Here is a 21,276-nt window from a genome sequence, read left to right on the forward strand (position 1 = left end):
TCTAAGCCCTGTCTTTATATTTGTCTTTTTAGATATTGTGGTTAGATTTAATTCACTGTAAAGTGCATGACTTCTTAATACTTCTTTGATATTACTCCTAAAAGGAGGATTGTCTATATCTTCTAGATTAATGACACCTACTTCAAAAAACTGGTATCCGTTCATCCAGCTTACACCAGGACGTATGTTGTACTTGGTGTTTAGCTTTATGCCTGTATCTAAGACTTCGTTTTTTTGATTCAGACGTTGATTATTAAGAATATCAGCATTTGTTGCATCTAGTGTATATAGCGATCCATATACTTGTATGTCACTTGAAAATGATGTGCTCCACGCTCTACTATAGGTAAGTCCTGTAGCAAGATTTTGTTGTGTGATGCCACTACTAGAAGCTTCTCTGGTATTTAAAACATTAGTTTCTTCTAGATATTCTAGCGAGTTAAAAATAGAAGTGAAGTTAAAACGAAGTTTGTCTTTTTCAGAAATATCGTAAAGGAGTTTCGTTCCGATATCATAAAAATAAAAAGCTTCATCTCTAATAACGGTTTGATCTGTTTCAGAGGCTGTATTTGTGATTTCTGTATTTTGAAAAATACGATCAAAATACTGCTTAAATGTAGGGGTTTCTATAACATCTGTAATAGACCTTCTAGCTGATACCTGAAGTTCTACTTTGTCTGATAAAGGAATCTTTGAGACCGCATTTGCATCAATAAAATTAAATCCTATTCCTCCTGAAAATTGATCATTAATCGATTGATCTAGTTGTATATCTATAATGCTTGAAACCCCATCCCCATAGATGGCACTTGTTCCATTTTTTGCTACAAAAATATTCTTTGCAAGGTGTGGATTAAAAGCAGAAATTAATCCAAAGAAGTGTCCAGACTGATAGACTTTAATACCATCCCACAAAATAAGATTTTGATCATGAGTTCCTCCTCGCACATTAATATTTGAAACCGTTTCATCTACACTTAAAATCCCTGGAAGAGCTTGAATGGTTTGTAATATATCAGATTCTATAAGGCCTGGTAAAATTCCAAAATCCTCTGGCTTTACAATAATAGCACCTGTCCTGTTGGTAGAAATACCGGAGGTAAGGTAATCTTTTATGTATACCTCATCTAGTTGTTGAGTGGTAAGTGTGTCCTCTCTTATTTTTTTTATAGCTATAAAACGATTGTTAATTATTTCAAATTTTAAGCCCGTAGTATTTTCTAAAATCAGTAAAACCTGCTGTAAAGGCAGACCAGTTTTTGGGACAATAGCTGTTTTATTTAGAATGGTGTCATCTGCATAAGAAAACCGAATATCGTATCGATCCTCTATAAGCTCCAAAATATCGGAGAGGGATTTTGTTTCAGTTTCTTCTTTGGTTTGAGAACGTATTTCAGAGAAACTAAAAATGACAATAATGAAAAAAAGAATTCGTCTATTTTTTTTATTCACCCTTTAAAGTTATCATTCGATTTGTTCTAATGTACTTCAGATTTAGGGGTAAGGTAATAGATTTTAAAGCAACATCCATATTATCGTGAATAAAACTTCCTGTGAATAATTGCTTTGAGTCTATATCTGTTGCAGTGATTTTAACGTCATATTGTCTTTCAAATTCAGCAAGTACAGCACTATACGGCATACTTTTAAAAGAACTTGTATTGGTTATCCAAGACGGGCTGGATTGATTTGTTGTTGTATTAGGCGTAGTAATTCCATCCATTTTTATATAACGATCTCCTTTTTGTAGTACGATAGACTGACCAAGATGATCTACACGCACAGCACCTTCATAACAAACAACCTCAAATAGCTCATCTCTATCTTTTACTGTAAATTGGGTGCCAACAACGGTAACAAGCCCAGTGGCTGTTTTTACATGAAATGTTGACCCTTTCTCTACTTTAAAGAAGGCCTCTCCTTGTAATTGGACTTCACGTTGTGTGTCCCATTCTTTTTCATTGTAAACCAAAGAAGATAATGAGTTAAGAGAAACACTAGAATGGTCAGGAAGTGCAATCTCTTGTTTTTGACTAGCAAGCGTTGAGATTTCTGTGCCTTGCATCGTAAAAGAATGATATATACCAAAAAGTATGACAATAGCCGCGGCAATAGCGACTAATGGTTTTAGCCAATTTTTTTGTTGATTTTTGGCCGCTATAGCTTTCTTAAGTTTGATTAGTTCTAAATCTGTATCAAATGAATCTCGTCTAAAATTTTGTACACCGTTAGAAATACGAAGTAAATCCTCATAACCATCTAGCTTCTCAAAGAGCTGTAGCTCTTTAGCATCTAGCTCATTATCTAGCCATTTTTTTATTAATTCTTCTCTTTTCATAACGATACATTCATTAATAAAACAATCAAGCTATAAAAACTCCTACCTACAGTATATTATAATTCGTCGATTTGTTCCTTTAATTTTTTTAAAGCACCATAAATACGTTTTTCAACAGCTTTTGTACTAATATCCAAAAGCTGTGCTATTTCCTTATGCTTTTTGCCTTCTATCCTATTTAATAGAAAAGCAACACGCTGTGCTTCTGTTAGACTTGAAATTGCTTTTTGTAATTTTTGAGAGTATTCCTGTTCTTCCATTAAAAACTCAGGATTCTCATGGGTATGGGATTTTGGTTTTTCTAACCGGTGTCTTAAGACTACTTTTTGATGTTTTACTTCGTTAAGCATTAGGTTATTCCCTACTGTAAATAAATAGTTTTTTGCTTTTTCTGGAGTGATATTTTTACAATTTTCCCATACTTTAATAAATGCCTCTTGTACTTTGTCTTTAGGATTTAAATGCTCTCCAAACTTGTAATATAAAAATGAATGTAAATCATTTGCGTACTTCTTAAAGAAGTTAGCATACAATGTTTCTTCACAAATATTTTTATGTAAATTTTTACTCATATTTAGAGGTCAAGGGGTCAAAATACAAACCAAAGAGATATTTTTTAAAAAGTAAAGGTAGGAGTTTTTATAGCTTGATTGTTTTAGTTGTGTAGTTTAATACTTCAAATAGATTACAAATAAAAGAAATCAATTTTTAATATTTGTTCTATTAATTTTTCGAAAATGCTATCTAATTATAAAACATCATATATTCTGATTTTACTCTTATGTATTGTAGGAGTGTCTTGTCAGAAAGAAGAGTCAGAAATTATAACTCCCGACAGTCAGGAGGTTATAGATGTAAACTCCAATTTAGCTTTGTTATTATTACAAACTACGTTAAATGATGGTTCTCATGATGATATATTAGATAATGCAAGCTGTATAGAAATTAATCTTCCTGTTTCAGTTACTGTAAATAATGAGCTTATTGTCATCAATACAGCTAGTGATATTACGATGGTAGAAGAAAATATAAGCGCTTCAGAGACAGATGATGATGTTATAGAAATTTCATTTCCTATTACCATAACACTTAACGATCATTCAGAAGTACTAGTTACTAGTGAAGAAGAGTTGCTACAATACGTACTTAGCTGCCTTGGAGAACACATGATATCATGTGTGGATTTTCAATATCCTATTTCTTTTTCTGTATTTAATTCTGATTTTCAAGACGCAGACGTCATTACCATTACTCATGATGAAGCTTTATATCAATTTCTTATAAGTATCGGAAATGATGCTGCTATTTTCGCAAGTTTGAATTATCCAGTAGTGCTTGTATACGAAAATGGCAATACAATAGAAGTAACTAGTAACTCAGCCTTGGAAGAGGCGATCAACAATGCAGATCAAAACTGTAGTTTTATTCCGCCAGATATATGCTTTGATGTTACAGATTTATCTATTTGTGATGATACTAATGATGGTTTTGTAGCATTTGATTTAACCCAAGCAGTTCAAAATTGTAGTGACCTTGCTTTGTATACTATCATGTATTATGAGACAGAGGCAGATGCTATAAATCAAGTAAATCCAATAGGAACTCCTACTGCATATACGAATACAACAGCAGCTATTCAAACGCTATATTATAGAGCCGAACTTATTGTTAATCCTACTATTTTTCAAATATTTCCTTTAACATTAACTGTCGAAGATTGCTGTGAAAACCCAGAAGTTTTATTTGACGATCTTGTAATATATATGCCATTTTCAAATGAGTTTAAAGATCTCGTAAGTGGATACACTATAGATAATGTAGATGGAAGTTTTGTAGAAGATAGAAGTGGAAACCCTACCTGTGCTTATTCTTTTGTGGAAGGAGATTCTTTATCCATCCCTGTTACGACAACAAATCAACTAGTACAAGGAGACTCTTTTTCAATAAGCGTGTGGTTTAAAATGCAAAATGAAAATCCAAGTGATATTGAAGTCATGTTTCAAAAAGGAACACAATTAGGAGACGGATTTGAATTAAAGGTGTTTAGTCTAAATACTCCTTACTTTATTGATGGGAATAATACGTCTGCTATTGATTTTGATTGGTTAAATGAGGCAGATGTATCTTGGTCAAATACCGATTGGCACCATCTTGTCGTTACTGTAGATGAAGCAAATACAGTACATTTATACAGAGATGGTCTGATAAGAGACCTTATACCAAACTCTGATTTTAATATCGGTTCAGATCCTTTATCTTTTTTTACCCTAGGTCAAGGATTCATAGGTCATATAGATGATCTGAGAGTCTATAAAAAAACCTTAAATCCTACTGAAATAAACCAATTATTTAATCTTGATGCAGATTGTTATACCTGTCTCTAGATCGTAAAAACTAGTTTGGTTAACTTGTGTAAAAGGAGTCACTTATTTTAAGTTGGCTCCTTTTACCTTTTGTAGCAAATCCTATGGGCACACTATTTATTTGTTTAATATATTTTGAATATCTTTGAACAAATTAAAATAATGCATCGTAAGCAATCCCTTCCTCAAAAAATATGTCTCGTCTGTGGTCGACCATTTACTTGGAGAAAAAAGTGGGAACGTGACTGGGATGAGGTCAAGTATTGTAGCGAGCGATGTAAACGTAATAAAAATGACAGGGAGACAGTATGAGCACTTCACTAGTATGGTTTAAGAATGACTTACGCGTACAAGACCAACATTCGTTACATAACGCGGTTGCATCAGGTAATCGTGTTATAGCCTTCTATTGTTTTGATCCACTTCTTTTTGGAGAGGGTCTATTTGGCTTTAAAAAGACAGAAAAATATCGCGCACAATTTTTGATAGAAACGATCACAGAACTTAAAAAATCCTTAGAAATATTGAATATAGATTTATTGCTATATTACGATAACGAAAGCGATGTTATTCCTAAAGTTGTTCAAAAGTATAACGTTACCGATATATATCTTCAGAAAGAGTGGACTCAGGAAGAAGCAATTATTATCACATCTGTTAGAAAAAAGATACCTACGATTACTTGGCATGAAACCTATGATCAGTTTTTGTTTCATCCAGACGATATTCCTTATGAAGACGTTTCAAAAATCCCTAATGTTTTTACCGTATTTCGCAAAGAATGTGAAAAGAAAGCTACTGTAAGAGCTTTACTAGAGCCGATACAACCACTTTCTGCAACAAACCGAATTGAGAATAATACAGAAATCCCTACACTGCAAGAATTAGGATTAGACACTTTTACAATAGATGCTCGAAGCGCATTTCCTTATAAAGGAGGAGAATTACAAGCAAAAGAACGTATCAAACATTATTTCTGGGAAACCCAAAAATTAGCTTTTTATAAGAAAACCCGAAACGGACTCGTAGGTGTAGATTACAGCAGCAAACTGTCTCCGTGGCTCGCGAATGGAAGTATTTCTGCACGACAAATTTATTGGGAAGTTAAAAAATTTGAAAAAGAGATCAGGAAAAATGAAGATACCTATTGGCTTATTTTTGAACTTATCTGGAGAGATTATTTTAAATATATTTCGCTTAAATATGGCAACGCTATTTTTAAAATAGGAGGGATTCTTAACAAGGACTACGATTGGAACTCCAACAAAGCGGCGCTGAAGCAGTGGATAGAAGGTAAAACCCCTTATGACTTTGTGAATGCGAATATGATTGAGTTACGAGAGACTGGATGGATGAGCAATCGCGGAAGACAAAATGTGGCAAGCTACTGGGCAAAAGAACTTAAGCAAGACTGGCGTATTGGCGCAGCCTATTTTGAAAGCATACTCATAGATTATGACGTACACAGCAATTGGTGTAATTGGATGTATAATGCAGGCGTAGGCAACGACCCCAGAGATCGCATATTCAATATCAAGAGTCAAGCAGAACGATATGATACGCAAGGAAAGTTCAGAAAATTATGGTTGCAAAATCAGTTGTTTTAAATGAAAATAGGTAGACTCATACTCGGCGATCAGCTCAATCATCACCATTCTTGGTACGCCAAGGTAGATGCCAATGTGGTGTATTTTATGGCAGAAATGAAACAAGAAGCCACGTATGTAACCCATCATATTCAAAAAGTAGTTGCTTTTTTTAGCGCCATGCGTTCTTTTGCTACGCATCTAGAAAATCAAGGGCATACAGTCGTCTATTATACGCTAGATGATTCTCGTAATCAACATACATTAACAGATAATATCAAACAGGTTCTCAAAGAAAATTCCTGTGAAACCTTTGAATATCAATTGCCTGATGAATACAGATTGGATCAAGAATTAGTACGCTTTCGCGAAAGCGGACACATCCCCACCACCGCTGTAGATACGGAGCATTTTATGACGTCCCGCACCGATCTGTCAGCATTCTTTGAAGGGAAAAAACAATACACCATGGAATACTTTTATCGGATGATGCGAAAGAAGTACGATCTGATGATGATAAACGACAAAGACCCTGAAGGTGGCAAGTGGAATTTTGATCAAAGCAATCGCAAAAAATGGAAACAAGACACGCTAATTCCTACAGAAAAAACCTTTAAAAAAGATGTGACAGACCTTGTGACATTATTAGAAAATCAAGGGATAAAAACGATAGGAAATATCAACACTAAAACCTTTGGGTGGGCAACGACAAGAGAAGAAAGCCTTACTGTTTTGGATTATTTTTGCGAGTATTTGTTGGTTCATTTTGGCGATTATCAAGACGCCATGGACCCCGATCAAGCCTATTTATACCATAGCAGATTAAGTTTTGCGATGAATAGTAAATTACTATCGCCACATGAAGTAGTCACTACCGTCATCTCTTATTGGCGATCACATCAAGAGGAAATTGATATTAGCCAAGTAGAAGGGTTTGTACGTCAAATCATAGGCTGGCGAGAATATATGCGTGGGATGTACTGGATGCAAATGCCTGAATTTGCTAGTGTAAATTATCTAGAAAACAACAATCCACTGCCGGATTTTTATTGGACAGGAAAGACGAAGATGAATTGTCTTAAATGTAGCATCCATAATAGTTTGGATAATGCGTATGCACATCACATTCAGCGGTTAATGATTACTGGAAATTATGCGCTTCTTACCATGACAGATCCTGCAGAAGTAGATTTGTGGTATTTAGGAATTTATATAGATGCCATCGAGTGGGTAGAAATTACCAATACGAGAGGGATGTCCCAATGGGCAGATGGAGGCAAAATTGCCACCAAACCGTATGTGTCTAGCGGGAGTTACATCAATAAAATGAGTAACTATTGCAAAGGATGTCATTACAAAGTGAGCAAAAAAACAGGTAAAGACGCTTGTCCATTTAATAGTTTGTATTGGAATTTTCTGGACGAGAAACAATCGTTTTTTAAAGACAATCAGCGGATGCGTATGATGCTTTCGTTACTCAACAAAATGGATAAAGACACCTTAATAAAACACAAAGAAAGAGCCCAAGATATAATCGAAAATCCATCAAACTATTAAAAAGGAAGTCAACATAGTGTGGTTAAAACGAGACTTGCGATTGCAAGATCATCTTGCACTACATCATGCCTTGCAAGAAGATCTTCCAGTACTTTTATTATATATTTTTGAACCTTCTTTACTAAAAGATAAACATTACAGTGAGCGACATTGGAATTTTGTAAAAGAGTCTTTACAGCACTTACAAGAGCAGTTAAATACGCATACTACAGAGATTCTCGTTGTAGAAGATGAAGTAGTTTTTGTTTTTAAAACCCTGATAGCACATATAAAAATACATACCCTTTTTTCTCATCAAGAAACAGGTTTACGCATTACATACGATCGCGATATTGCACTAGAGAAATTTGCAATTACCTTAAAGAAAGAACAACCAGACAAAAAGTTTGGATGGGTCGAGTTTTGTACCAATGGAGTACAAAGAGGCTTACGAAATCGTAAGGGCTGGAGTAACGATTGGGAATGGTTTATGAATCAACCACAACTGCCGTTTCAGCCTAAAAAAGGGCAATTTGTTGATCTTCAATTTTTATCAGAGTTGAAAAAATATTTTATAGTTCCTTCATTAGAAACTCCTGTGCAATCCTCCTTTCAACCAGGAGGCACACACAACGGATTGCGATATCTAGATTCGTTTTTGAGAGGAAGGTATCGAGAGTATAATGCACATATTTCAAAACCCACGCTTGCGCGAAAAAGTTGCTCTAGACTATCACCGTATATCGCTTGGGGAAATCTTTCGGTACGTCAGGTGTGGCAACAAGCAAAAGCGTTTAGAGAAATTGCATCTCATAAAAGAGCGATCGATGGTTTTATCTCTCGACTTAGATGGCAAGCGCATTTTATTCAGAAGTTTGAGATGGAAGATACGATGCAATTTGTGAGTGTTAATAAAGGCTATCATACGCTTAAAAAAACAAGAAATGTAGCGCATCAAAAAGCATGGCGAGAAGGAAAAACAGGATATCCGTTGGTAGATGCTTGTATGCGTTGTTTAGTAGAAACGGGCTATCTTAATTTTAGAATGCGAGCGATGACGCTTTCATTTTTTACACATAACCTATGGCAATCTTGGCAAGATGCTTCACCACATCTGGCACAACAGTTTTTAGATTTTGAACCTGGGATTCATTATCCGCAAATTCAAATGCAAGCTGGAGAAACGGGCATAAATATGCTACGCATTTATAATCCTGTAAAGAACAGTTTAGAACACGATCCTGAGGGAGCGTTTATAAAAAAATGGATTCCAGAACTTCGTGATGTTCCTGTGGCGTATATACATGAACCCTATAAGATGAGTCTTATGGAACAGCAATTTTGTAATACCTTTATAGGAAAGGATTATCCCTTACCTATTGTAGATATCAAAAAGACAGGAAAACAGGCAGGTGATATTTTATGGAATTTAAAGGAAAATAACTTGGTAAAAAAAGAAAGCTATCGTATTTTAAAAAGACATACACTAGCAGATAGAAATACCTTTGATTAACGATTATGAAGAAAGAAATAGTACAAGAATTTACAGAACGAGAAATAGATCGAATTATAGAAATGGCATGGGAAGATCGGACGACTTTTGATGCTATTCAAATGCAGTTTGGTCTTAAGGAGCAAGAAGTCATTGACCTGATGCGGCGTGAGATGAAGGAGAGTAGCTTTAGGATGTGGCGTAAGCGTGTGCAAGGACGTAAGACAAAACATGAAGCAAAACGCGCCTATGATATAGATGATGCACGATTCAAATGCAGTAGGCAAAAACAGATTACACACAATAAGATTTCTAAAAGAAGGTAACCAAAGGGAACTGTTTTTTATACGTTTCACGAAAGTGAAATTTATACTGAACTCGCCCAAGTAAAAAAGCGTAGGTAATCCTAAATAAGAGGGTTTATTATAAAAAATCTGATCTAATAAAATATACTAATAAATGAGATTCCCACCTGAGTTTATGCTGAGCATAGTCGAAGTGTGGGAATGAAAAATAGACCGTTTTTACGGGCAGTACACATGACAAAGAAGAAACCAGATCAAGTTGTTTATAACGAAGAGAAAGGACGTTACGATGCGGCATTAACACCCTATGCCACTAATCTTGGTGCTCCAGCGATTGTCACAGGAGATGTGACCACTTGGAAAAACACGAATATTAACAAAGTAAATCACCAATTTAAGACGGAGTACGAAGACTTAAAAGCAAAATACGAAGCGATGATGGAGCAGTTTGAGTATAATAACCTTATTTACTCGGCTAAGTTTTCTTTTGAACCTATTGTGGGAGAGACCTATCATTTATACCGTTCTAAAGATGGAAATCCTTTTCTGTCTTTAATTTCTCCAGAAGAATGTCATTGGGATTTTGTGGGTACATTTCATCTCAATACAGATAAAGTGTGGTTAAAAATTGATAAAAACAAAAAAGAATATGAGTAATCTGAATATGGAAGTAGCGACTTTTGGTGGTGGTTGTTTTTGGTGTGTCGAGGCCGTGATACAACGATTAAAAGGTGTAGAAAAAGTAGTGTCTGGATATGCGGGAGGTAATGTTCCTGGAAAACCAACATACAGGGAGATTTGTTCTGGGCTTACGGGACACGCAGAAGTGGTTCAGGTGACGTATGATGCAGCTACCATTGATTATGTGTCTTTGCTTACGGTATTTATGACCACACACGATCCTACAACTTTAAACCGTCAAGGAGCTGATAGAGGGACACAATATAGATCTGTTATTTTCTATCACAACGACACTCAAAAATCACAAGCGGAAGAAGTATTAAAGGTAGTACAAGAATATTACGACGATCCTATAGTAACAGAGCTCACAGAACTTCCTGTATTTTATGAAGCAGAAGAAGATCATCAGGATTATTACAACAACAATCGTTCACAAGGCTATTGTGTTGCTGTGATTGATCCCAAAGTGCGTAAACTACGATCGCTCTATGATGGTTTATTGAAATAAAAACACAATATTTTCTATCACTATAAAGTAAAAACCCATACTGAATTCAGTATGGGTTTTTACTTTATCTATAAGTGTTGTGTGTTACTTTGAAGGCTCTAAGATCAGTGTTACTTTATTAAAATCTGCAGCGCTATTAATTACAGTTCTATATTCTTCATATAAAGCTACAGGAAGAATGTTTTCATCATAAATTTCATTGGCTGTAATAATGACTTTATTTCCTTCTTTAGTGTAGGAAGAAATAAAATTCATGACATCTTTTCCATCTTTTTCATAGCGATTAGAGATATTGATATCGTCTAAATTAGCAATTGTATATCCTTCTGGAATCGTTAATTCTATAGTACGTAAATACGTTTTTCTGAATAAGTTTTCTACAGGTAATTGGCGCTTTTTTTCTTGATACATCTCTACTTGAGGTCCAATAAGTTCTCCAAGTTTAAATAGGTATTTTGGACCTGCTTTGTCTGTAAACATACTGCTAGAAATAACCGCCTTCACACGTAAGGGTTTTTTTCCAAAATTTTCTGCCGCTTCATTAAAAACTTCTTTAGAATCTATGGTAATATCATCGCCCATTCTCTTAATAAACTCCTCGTAAAACTCTTCTTTATTTTCATCATTCACAAGATTCATAAACGGATGAATATATGAAGCATTGTAACCGCTTATAGCATGATCAAAATCAATACTAACTTCTGTAAGATCTTCTGGGTCAAAGGTAATTTTAAACTTCATTTCATCTACAGATGCGGCTGCGTCTGGAGACTCAATATACTTTACTTTTCCTACCCCAGAACTTAGCTTTCCTAAGGAGACTTCTTTTACAAAGAGTCCGTAGGTATCTGTATATTCAAAAGGAGGGTATCCGTATCGGCTTTCTTGTTTTCCAGGAGCAAGGTATTTTTCTGTTGTTGGAAAATATAAGAGATAATCTTGAAGAAAGCTGAGAGCTTCTATTTCTGGATCAAACTTCATTTCTGATCGATCACAGGTAAGGACAATTTCAAATGGAACTTCTAATTCTTTTAATGAGCTTGCAAATAAGCGAATGATTCCTGTCTCATCTGCCGCTTTGTTTTCCAATACAAAATCAACATCAGACAGCTGATCTCCCCCTGTATTTGTTATGTAGATGGTATTTTTGATATGGTTTTCAAGAGTTCTTATTTTTGAAGCATCATCTCCATTGACATCGATGTTTGCTTCTTTAATAAACTCCTTAATTTTTGAAAGCTCATTTTTCTTCAATTCTGAAGAAACAAAATTATATACATTTTTTGCGATGTCACTATACGAACTAAAATTACTCGCACCCGTGGCTTTATTAGTATCTAATTTGTAAATGACAGCTTGCTTCATTGCTTCTACAGCAGACAGTTCTTCTGGCTCTAATTCTGGAAGGTTATAGTTTTGTACAATTAGGTGTTGTTTTCCTTCAACTCCTGTATCTTCTACAGCTTCTTGATCACTATTGATAGGATAAATTTTAAAGACAAGATTTTCTGGTGCATACAGTTCAAATTTTGAGTCTTTAATCTTATAGTTTTCTTGAAGTCTAAGATACTCTCCTTTATATTTTGCTGCTTTTTTTATAGTGTATAAGTATTCTACAAACCCTCCTTTTTCAATTCCTTCCAAGGCATAATACTTTATCGTTCTATTGGTGGTCTCATCGGTTGCGGTAAAGATTTTTGAATCATCAAGTTCTTGTACGGTACCATTGGCTGAGACTACGCGTGCTTGACTGCTTATTAATTCTGAATCTGATCGATACGGAAGGTAAATTCGATTAAACTGCTCAATTCTATCGTCAGAATTTAACCATAACACTTTGTGAATAATATCAAATTGATAGAATTCATTTTTGTTTTCAAATCCAAATTCTGTGATTTTATAATTTTTAAGACCTACCATATCTAGCTCTTTATCTTCATCTGCTATAGTGTATGTAGGATTTTCTTCCCAGCTATACGATGTATGCACGAGCTCTTGTCCCGTGGAGACTATAGAAAAGGTTAAGGTAAGTAATGCAAAAATGTACTTTTTCATTTATTTAATTTTTTTGTTTCAGCCTGTGAATTAATTATACTGATTGGTATTGATAGTTGTCTGCCAAATGCCCATTATGGGCTTTCACAACGTATTTATTTAAGAACGACCACTTCTTTAAAAGCTTTGTTTATTTTTTTTAATGATTTTCTAAAAGCTTCGTGTGTTTCTTTTTCAAGGATTAATTTTTTTGTTTTAAACGTATGTGTGTAAACAATCGTAGATCCCTCTTTTTTGTAGGTAATAGAGGCACTCATAAAATCATTGTCTACAGTAACATCCTCTGGGAGGTACGTTACTTCTTTTCCTTCTGGGATTTCAAAAATAACAGTCATGTTATCTTTAGATCTATATCTAAATTCTATATCTGTTTTTCTATCTTCTTTTATTTTATATCCGTTGATGGATGTTTTGTAAAGGTTGAGATTAATAAAGATTTCATCATTTAGAGATTGTGCATAATCTTTAACGGTAAAGTTATAATCTACTTGAAAAGGATTTTCATAGCTATATTTATTCTTTTCTTCAAAGCTCTCTACCAAAAATCGATTACTCCCTTTACGTAAAAAGCCCGTGTAATATTCTAATAGTTTATCTTGTGTATCTCTGTTTTCGATAGAATTAAACAGCGTTGATTTTTGATATCCAGTAAGACGTAATGTTCCGTTTCCTGTAATAGATTTTCCATCTAATTGGATTCTTACAACATCATCATACGCATTTTGATCTGCTTCTACAATGGGAACTTCTACAATTTTATAATCGCCTTCACCATTTTCGATAAGCGCTTCTTTTCCTTGTATAAACGAAGAAGGAATTTCAAGAGGCAGATATCTTCCCGTAGCATCTAGGAAATAGGTTTTTCCTTCATTTTCATACGTAAGAATCATGTGATTATCTGCGGCGGGTGTTGGTACATCTGTGTAACTATATGGAATACTTCGGGTTCCTAGCCAGGTAAGACTTCCTTTGATATTTGCAATTTTGAACATCTCTTTAAGGATGCTAGAATTGTCTTTACAATCGCCAAATTTCTTCTGGAAAACAGTATTCGCATCTCGTGGTATAAACCCTCCTAAAGCATATTCAAAATCTATGTATTTGATATTCTCTTGTACCCAATAATAAATGGCTTTTACTTTTTCTATTTCTGATGTTTTTGAGGCAATAAGATCATTGGTAATTGTGACTAATTCATCATCAAGTTCTTCTTGATTAATGTCTTTCACAAGTGAGTAATACCAGCTATATAGATCTTTTACATCTTTTAATACAGCGATTTCTTCATTCTTATTTTGGTATGAAGATATAATAGGCATGATATGTGGGAGGATCGTTTTTGGACTTGGGCCATTATCTTCAAGGTCATAAGCGTCTTGATTTTCTAGTTCCCAAGTGTAAATTTTTCTGCCTCTTTTTTCGCTTTCGCGAAAGCGTACATCCACCCCTTCCATATTGAATTTTTCAAAGCGTAAGTTGATGTCTTTATCTACCGTAATTTCTACTTTTTGATTAATAAGCGGATATACATTACCGAAATAAACAGGCGATAAGAATCTAGGATTGGTGATAGAAGTAGTATAGTTTAATTTTTTTATAGCTCCTTGTTGAAGTTTTGGGTACAGAAAATTCACTGATTTTGTATCGTCATAAAAGGACTCGCTTAATTCGTCTTTACGGACAAAATCTGTGACTTCATATTCACGATATTTTTTCCCGTCATACACCATAGAGGAGGCTTCTATTTTATCTAAAAGAAAAAAGGAAGAGTACTCTACAGATTCTTCTGTGGCAAACTGTGCTGTTTCATTTAGTAAGAGGTCTTCTTCTGCTATGGTTTGTGATATTTTTATTTGATCATCCTTTATTGAGATATCAATAAGTCGCTGCGAGGTAAGCCTTGCTAAGTACTCATCAGGATAGGCACTCTTGTATTTTTTAAATTGTGGCGACTCTTGAGCATTACTAAAAGACGTCATTCCTAGCATGCATAATAACACTAGGATGCTTATATATCTCATATCAAAAAGTTTGTGATTTAACGATTTCTTCGTTAAAATAGTGTTCGGTTTTTGTTTTTTTGCCTTGTTCATCATAATAGTGAGCGTCCCCAGAGCGTTCATCATTTTTGTAATATATCTCTTCTTTGATCTTTCCATTAGAATGGTATTTTTTTTCTACACCTTGTTTGTAACCATAGGTGTATGGAGTTTCTGTTTTTAACGTACCATCAGGGAAATAGGTGTAAGCAATCCCGTGATAATCATCATCTACGTTGGTGTGTTTACGTTCTGGGTTTCCGTTTTCATAATAAGCGGTGTATTCGCCTTGAAGGTTTCCTTTTTGGTAGGTCATTTCTCTTGCTACCTTTCCATTAGGGTAATAGGAGATTACTTTTCCAGTCCCGTTGGGTAATGATATCATAGGGAGCTCTTTTCCTTCTTTATCCAGATAGCTATACCCTAGTAGTTTTCCTTGGTCATAAAACCGAATCAATTGTAAAGTCCCTTTTTCTCTTCCAAAAAATCTACGAGATCCGTGCGCCACGTCGTCTACGTATATAGACTCGCCAGTTTTGATTCCGGATTCATTATATTCTTCTGAGACACCGTCTACTTTCCCACTTTGGTAAAAAATAACGTCTTCTACTTGTCCATTTTTAAAATAGGTTTTATACCAGCCATCTAGGTTTCCTGCGCTATAATTTCTTTCTGATTTTAAGACGCCATCTGGATAATATAATTTTAAAGGACCTTCTAGGTAGTTATTTACATACGTAGCTTCCGCTTGGAGATTTCCATAAAAATCATAAGAGATATAGTCTCCGTGCAAAACGCCATTGCTGTATCCAGTTTTTGATCGTATATCTCCAGTCACGTAGTGGTATGTGATTTCATCTTTATCTGTTTCAAAACGATCTATCTTTTCAGTGATTGCTCCATTTTCGTCATAGTATACCTCATATTGTGCAATGTCAAATGTATAGGTGGTTTCACTTGCTAATTGCCCGTTAGGAGCATAGTATTTTTGGGTTCCATTAAGTTCACCTTTATGAAAATAATTTTCGATTTTTGTAGTTCCGTCAGGATAATAGGTATACCAGAAACCATCTTTAGTGCCTTCTTCATTATAGTATCCTTGTATTCTTATTTGTCCAAAAGGGTAGTAGGAAGCGCCATAGCCAGTTACGACATCAGCTACATAGGTATTAAGATCTTGTAAATTCCCATTAGCAAACAATATTTTATATTCTCCTTGTGCTAAATCTTCGGTATAGTTGCCTTGTTCAGATAAGTTTCCGTATTTATCATAATACACCCAAGGACCCATTTTCCCACCCTTAACATCATATAAACCTTTTGCAACTAGTGTCCCGTCTGCCATAAAACCTTGGTAGTTTAAATCACCGCTTTTCTTTTTCTGAGATTCAATGACCGTGCCATCTTTGGCATAATACGTATACTCTTTGATCAATCCATTACGATATAAAAAGTTGCTTAAAAGTGTTCCTTCTCGGTTATAGGATAGATAGGGGCCCTCTAGTTTTCCATTTTCATAGATAACTTCTTCACTTAAGGCTTCATTGGTATGATAGGTCTTCCAGTTTCCTATAATCAATCCTTCTGCATACGTTCCTGTAGATTTTAATTTCCCGGAAGGGTAATATGTTTTATAAGGACCTTCATATTCTCCATCTTTAAAAGTAGCTTCTGAAGCAAGTTTTCCGTTGAGATGATATACTTTTTCAGCGCCTTGTTTTGTACCATTCTCAAATGTCGTTTCTTTTGCTAATACACCTGTAGAGTAGTATTCTTTAAAAAAGCCATCATAATCATCATTTTTCATGAGGTACTCATATTTTATGAGGCTTTCATCTGCTTCATAAAAATGTTGTCTCACACCGTTCATTTCTCCATTTGTATAGGTGCGCTTTTCTAGAAGGCTTCCATAAATAGAATAGGAATAATAGGTTTCTTCTAACTTACCATCTTTGAATGTTACGGTAACACTCTTAGTGCCATTGTCATAATAAAATTGATAGATTCCTTGTTCAACCCCATTATTGTAGGCGCCTCTCTCTTTTAATTTTCCGTTTTCATGATACCACTCCCATTTTCCATCTCGTTCCCCATTGGTAAAGGTTCCTTTAGCAATCAATCTTCCTAAAGTGTCATAAAATAGCCATTCTCCTACGGGGACATCTTCTTTTGAAACAGGACCTTCACCACTTATGATTCCCTCTACATAATTATAGGTAATGGTTTCTTTTTTACCGTTGATTTCTTTTACATTGTTATCTCCAATAATATCAATCCATTTTTGATAGGCTACAGGAAGAAACGCTTTAATATCTTCTGTTTTTTTTGAGATTATTTTTTTGTAATCTTCATTTTCAATAGCGTAGGCTGTTGTATAAGAGAGTTCATCAAAGTAATCGTTTTCAAAAATCCAATTGAAAAAAGGAATTATTTTCTCACTCCACAATACTGAGGAGCCTTGAAAAGGCTCTTCTTTTAGTTGATTTAACAGCGCATGTGTTTGTCTTGTAAATCCAATATTAATATCATTAGGGATTTCATACGCTTTTTGAAGCGCGAGTTCGCTTTCTATAATAAGATTTTGTGTTTCAAATAAACGATCATCAGGAGTGATTGGAAATATCTCTCCTTCCAGATTTGTGCCACTTACCATATCATTTGCCGCTTTTAGTACTGCAAAAGAATTTTCTTCATCAGGAGCAAAAAGCAGGTATAGGTTGTATAATAGGAGTGCTTGCGCTTTTTTATTTTGTTTTCTATACATATTTCCAAGATTTAACATGGTGTTTTCGTATAGAGGGCTTGATGCTAGTGTACCCATTAAATGAGTAAATGCTTCTTGAGGTTCTTCTAACCTTTGATGTATAATGGCTAAATTATAAAGAAGTTCGTAATTTTTAGGAAACTCTTCAAGACCTTGGAGGTATGTTTTTTTAGCAAGATCATACGATTCTAAGTTTACATAACAAAGCCCTTTATTTATATAGAAACCTAATCTCGCGTTTGAAGATTTCTCTAGTTGGAGTCCTTTCTCTATGGTCGCAAGGGCGTCTTCGTATTTTTCTTGTGCCATTTGATAATAGGATATCGTTACAAAAGAATCACTATACAGCGAATCGTTAGGGCTTATCTTTTGTAAAGTTGTAACGGCATCGTCTATTTTTTCTTGATTAATTAATTCGTACGCTTTTTTAAGAATTTCTACACCACTTTCATAGGAAGTTTTTTCTTGCGCATGTATAGATAAAAAAGCAACTAAGGATAGGATTAAAAAAGTATAGTTTTTGAACATTTTCTGAAAATTAATAAGACGCTCAAAATACTAAAAATACCTAATGTGTTGTCAATAAATAACATCATTTTAAGACAGAAGTCTATATGAAGGAAGTTTCTGCAATTACCTAGGTTGATTGATTAATCTGTAAATCAAAATAGCAGTACGTTTTGTGAGCATCTCAATCGTGTTAAGATTTACCGTTTCAGAAGGTGTATGAGCGCCTGTTCCCATGGTTCCTAATCCATCTAGGCAGGCGACATATTCAGCGACAAAAGAGACATCTGCGGCACCTCTTTTGCCAGGATCATATCCTTCTACTTTAGGTTGTCCTAGGTCTTGACTTACTTGGCTTAAAACCTCAAGAAGTTGATAGTTTTCTGGCGTAGGTTTCATCGCTGGATAACTATCTTCAAATTCAATTTTGGCAGTTGTTTGTGGGAGATTATTAGCTGCGATCTCTCGCATTTTGGCACGAGCACGTTCTTTTTGTTCTTCAGAGATAAATCGCAAACCTCCCTGAACATAAGCCGTTTGCGCGACAACATTTCCTTTTCCAAAAATAGCGCCCTTACTTTCTTGTGCTTGTAAATCCATAGTGGTACCTCCGAGCATCATCCCAGGATTAAAAGTAAGTAATTCTTCTCCTCGTACATCCGTATAAAATTGATGAAGGATACGTGCCAATTCAAAATTGGCCCCTGCTCCTGTATTTTCATTAAAAATTCCAGAAGAATGTGCTCTCTTTCCAGTAACAGTTACTTTCCAGTTGGAAGACCCTCTACGAGCCACGGTGGCATTATCAAACCCTGTTGAGGTTTCAAAGCCTAGTGCAATATCGCTTTGCTTTGCCGCATCAATTAATGATTTTCTGCTAATACTTATAGGTTTTCCCGTACTTTCTTCATCTCCCGTAAATGCCACGGTAATTTGTGACTCTTTAAGCAACCCAGCTTCATATAACGCTCTTAATGCATATAATACCACCACATTTCCGCCTTTCATATCATTGGCGCCAGGGCCTTTGGCAATAGAGTCATTGACCATTTCAAATTGTTGAAATTCGCTATCTTTTTCAAATACAGTATCCAGATGTCCTATGAGTAATAATCGTTTTCCTTTGTCTCCTTTTGTAGTCGCAAACAAATGTCCCGCCCGTTTCATTTCTGAAGGCATCGAGATCCATTCTATGTCAAACTCGATGTCTTGAAATGCTTTTGTAAAGACAGTGCCAACTTCTTTGACGCCTTCTACATTGAGGGTTCCACTATTTATATTGACGACTTTTTCTAAAAACCGAATCGCTTCCGGGTTATTTTCGGTGACTTTAGCAATGAGTTGTTGCTCTTGTGTTGAGAGTTGTTGCGCTTTCGCGAAAGCGGACAAAAAAAGAAACCCAATAGAGAGTATTGAAACAATAAAACGAGTTGGATACATAGTGGTATACGTTAGTGTTATCACAAGGTACGGAAACTTTAAAAAATGATTTTCTATCTTTTTGAAAAGGAACACCTCCTCATTTTGTTTAAAATGCACGCGTAAAGTTTCTGATTATTAGTATTTAATGATTTATGTCAGTATATTTATGATATAATCACGCTACTATCTTTAAAGATAAAAGGTGTAAAAAGCATTAGATATGAAAAAGTTAGTCCATCTGAAAGGAGCGGAAGCGCTTACTTCCAAACAACAAAAGAAAATTACAGCGGGTTTTGGTTTTTTGCCAGGGAATAGAGATTGTTGCGGATGCGTAGTTCAAAATAATCAAGGCTTTCTAGAAATCATAGAGCTAAGTTGCGATCTTAGTTGCCCTGATGGCGGTCAATCTGTATCAGGATTAGGGTGTTGATTTTTCAATAATACAAATAGAAAACTCTTCTGTAGTTTTTAAAATACTAGCTTCAAGTCTTAGGACTTGAGGCTTTTTTTATGTGATTTTGTCTGCCGTCAGGCAGGTTCGCACCCTCAAAATACTAAAAACGTTTATCTAAGTGGAGTCATATTTCTTTTTATAAGGGAGCAATGAGTATCTGAATTTTGCTTCTAATGAATTGATTAGCAATAGTTATAATTATACCTAATACGATAAATATTTTTAGGGTAAACGACCACGTATATTTTTTTTTAATCTTCCCATTTTTATCTGAATCATCTGCCTTCTTTTCTTTTGAATTTTTCTTATCTGTAGTGGTAATTTTATGCTCAGAATTTTTACTCATGTACTCTTCGTAGCTACCATATCCAATATATTGACAAAAAAATTCTACAGTATCAGGATTTGGAGCACTCATAGCATCATTCTTTTCGATATATCTTGAATAAGCTCTTTCTAAAGTTTTGGAGTTTAGGCTACTTATTTCTTTTACGACCTGTTTTGCCAAAGCATATTTAGAATGAGATACACTTCCTTTTTTTGCTTTTTCAAATACTTTCTGGACGATCCTTTCAATTTGCTTGTGATTCATAGGGATAAGAAAATTATTCTTCAGAGTAATACTAGGCGTTATGCCTGCTATTACCCGTCTTTATTGATGTCTAAAACATGTCTGAAACGTGTCTATATTCTGTCTGCAATAACCTGATACCCTTCTATTTTCTTTGTGTCAGGAAGTGGTTACTGTTATGAATTGCTAACATAAGAATTGTACAAACCTACTTCTTACGGGAACCCGTAAAACAGTCTACTTAAAAGACGGTTGGAAAGTTACTTAGAGTAACTGTGATACGGCTTTCAACTTTCCAAAAACGAAGGAGCACTCCTAGGTGAGTAACGGGACTCTAGAACCCGTACGGTAAATCTGAGATCGTCTCGGACAGGCACTCCTTTTTCAAATTTCAAAATTTTCAAATGATGAAAAAGTTATTTTTGATAGCCGTAGTTTTTGGTAGTGCATTTTTTACTTCGTGTACCCCAGAAGATTCTCTTTTAGATGAGTTTCAAACCCCTCAAGCGTGTTGTGGAGAAGATGAAACCATTCCACCACCACCGCCACCACCACCGCCACCAGGAGGATGAAATAATGGAGGGTAATTTTTTACTATATAATTGGTAACTAGATAATAGTTAGTATTTTAGAGGGATGAAAAAAATAAAAATTT

At 34.9% G+C, this 21,276-nt stretch carries 18 protein-coding genes; 10 read left to right on the top strand and 8 right to left on the bottom strand.

Features of this window, described 5'->3' with window-relative positions; genetic code table 11:
• The 3 genes from Q0505_RS13245 to Q0505_RS13255 all read right to left on the bottom strand — a co-directional run.
• The coding region (locus tag Q0505_RS13245; RefSeq protein WP_299213632.1) for a TonB-dependent receptor plug domain-containing protein at positions 1-1,452 on the bottom strand (1,452 nt) is incomplete at its 3' end.
• Positions 1,445-2,338 (bottom strand): FecR domain-containing protein, encoded by an 894-nt coding sequence (locus Q0505_RS13250; RefSeq protein ID WP_299213634.1) that lies wholly within the window; start codon positions 2,336-2,338, stop codon positions 1,445-1,447. The genes Q0505_RS13250 and Q0505_RS13245, both read right to left, overlap by 8 nt.
• A 56-nt stretch (positions 2,339-2,394) precedes the next feature.
• Complete coding sequence (locus Q0505_RS13255; protein WP_299213636.1) at positions 2,395-2,910, bottom strand: RNA polymerase sigma factor; 516 nt, start codon at positions 2,908-2,910, stop codon at positions 2,395-2,397.
• 165 nt (positions 2,911-3,075) lie between these two features.
• On the opposite strand from Q0505_RS13255, the gene Q0505_RS13260 reads away from it, so the two are divergent.
• The 8 genes from Q0505_RS13260 to msrA all read left to right on the top strand — a co-directional run bounded on the left by Q0505_RS13260 (position 3,076) and on the right by msrA (position 10,809).
• The gene (locus Q0505_RS13260; protein WP_299213638.1) at positions 3,076-4,722 is read left to right on the top strand and encodes a LamG domain-containing protein; all 1,647 of its coding nucleotides are present in this window, start codon (positions 3,076-3,078) and stop codon (positions 4,720-4,722) included.
• Positions 4,723-4,863: 141 nt separating this feature from the next.
• Positions 4,864-5,013 carry a DUF2256 domain-containing protein gene (locus Q0505_RS13265; protein ID WP_299213640.1) on the top strand — a complete coding sequence of 50 codons (150 nt, stop codon included), beginning with the start codon at positions 4,864-4,866 and terminating at the stop codon, positions 5,011-5,013.
• On the top strand, positions 5,010-6,308 hold the full coding sequence (locus Q0505_RS13270) for a DASH family cryptochrome (RefSeq protein ID WP_299213642.1): 1,299 nt from the start codon (positions 5,010-5,012) through the stop codon (positions 6,306-6,308). The genes Q0505_RS13265 and Q0505_RS13270 overlap by 4 nt, the downstream gene beginning before the upstream one ends.
• Positions 6,309-7,844, top strand: a complete 1,536-nt coding sequence (locus tag Q0505_RS13275; RefSeq protein ID WP_299213644.1) for a cryptochrome/photolyase family protein — start codon at positions 6,309-6,311, stop codon at positions 7,842-7,844.
• Positions 7,845-7,860: 16 nt separating this feature from the next.
• On the top strand, positions 7,861-9,336 hold the full coding sequence (locus Q0505_RS13280; protein WP_366519419.1) for an FAD-binding domain-containing protein: 1,476 nt from the start codon (positions 7,861-7,863) through the stop codon (positions 9,334-9,336).
• A 5-nt stretch (positions 9,337-9,341) separates the two neighbouring features.
• Positions 9,342-9,641, top strand: a complete 300-nt coding sequence (locus Q0505_RS13285; RefSeq protein ID WP_299213646.1) for a TIGR03643 family protein — start codon at positions 9,342-9,344, stop codon at positions 9,639-9,641.
• Positions 9,642-9,854: 213 nt separating this feature from the next.
• Positions 9,855-10,277, top strand: a complete 423-nt coding sequence (locus Q0505_RS13290) for a DUF2452 domain-containing protein (RefSeq protein WP_299213648.1) — start codon at positions 9,855-9,857, stop codon at positions 10,275-10,277.
• Positions 10,270-10,809: a peptide-methionine (S)-S-oxide reductase MsrA gene (msrA, locus tag Q0505_RS13295; protein ID WP_299213650.1), complete on the top strand. Its 540-nt coding sequence runs from the start codon at positions 10,270-10,272 to the stop codon at positions 10,807-10,809. The genes Q0505_RS13290 and msrA overlap by 8 nt, the downstream gene beginning before the upstream one ends.
• Positions 10,810-10,893: 84 nt before the next feature.
• On the opposite strand, the gene Q0505_RS13300 is transcribed toward msrA, so the two are convergent.
• The 4 genes from Q0505_RS13300 to Q0505_RS13315 form a co-directional block, all read right to left on the bottom strand.
• Positions 10,894-12,864, bottom strand: coding sequence for a DUF3857 domain-containing protein (locus tag Q0505_RS13300; protein ID WP_299213652.1), 1,971 nt, complete (start codon positions 12,862-12,864; stop codon positions 10,894-10,896).
• 95 nt (positions 12,865-12,959) lie between these two features.
• Complete coding sequence (locus Q0505_RS13305) at positions 12,960-14,885, bottom strand: transglutaminase domain-containing protein (protein WP_299213654.1); 1,926 nt, start codon at positions 14,883-14,885, stop codon at positions 12,960-12,962.
• Between the two features lies 1 nt (position 14,886).
• A complete protein-coding gene (locus Q0505_RS13310) occupies positions 14,887-18,195 on the bottom strand; it encodes a hypothetical protein (protein WP_299213655.1) in 3,309 nt (1,102 codons plus the stop codon).
• 105 nt (positions 18,196-18,300) lie between these two features.
• Positions 18,301-19,614 (bottom strand): M20/M25/M40 family metallo-hydrolase, encoded by a 1,314-nt coding sequence (locus tag Q0505_RS13315; protein ID WP_299213679.1) that lies wholly within the window; start codon positions 19,612-19,614, stop codon positions 18,301-18,303.
• Positions 19,615-19,816: 202 nt separating this feature from the next.
• On the opposite strand from Q0505_RS13315, the gene Q0505_RS13320 reads away from it, so the two are divergent.
• Positions 19,817-20,026: a hypothetical protein gene (locus tag Q0505_RS13320; protein ID WP_299213657.1), complete on the top strand. Its 210-nt coding sequence runs from the start codon at positions 19,817-19,819 to the stop codon at positions 20,024-20,026.
• 160 nt (positions 20,027-20,186) lie between these two features.
• Here the strand turns inward: Q0505_RS13320 and Q0505_RS13325 are convergent, their stop codons facing one another.
• Positions 20,187-20,642 (bottom strand): hypothetical protein, encoded by a 456-nt coding sequence (locus Q0505_RS13325; RefSeq protein WP_299213659.1) that lies wholly within the window; start codon positions 20,640-20,642, stop codon positions 20,187-20,189.
• Positions 20,643-21,028: 386 nt separating this feature from the next.
• On the opposite strand from Q0505_RS13325, the gene Q0505_RS13330 reads away from it, so the two are divergent.
• Positions 21,029-21,193: a hypothetical protein gene (locus tag Q0505_RS13330; RefSeq protein ID WP_299213661.1), complete on the top strand. Its 165-nt coding sequence runs from the start codon at positions 21,029-21,031 to the stop codon at positions 21,191-21,193.
• The last annotated feature ends 83 nt before the right edge of the window (positions 21,194-21,276 follow it).

Source organism: uncultured Dokdonia sp. (assembly GCF_937910895.1).
Lineage (GTDB): Bacteria > Bacteroidota > Bacteroidia > Flavobacteriales > Flavobacteriaceae > Dokdonia.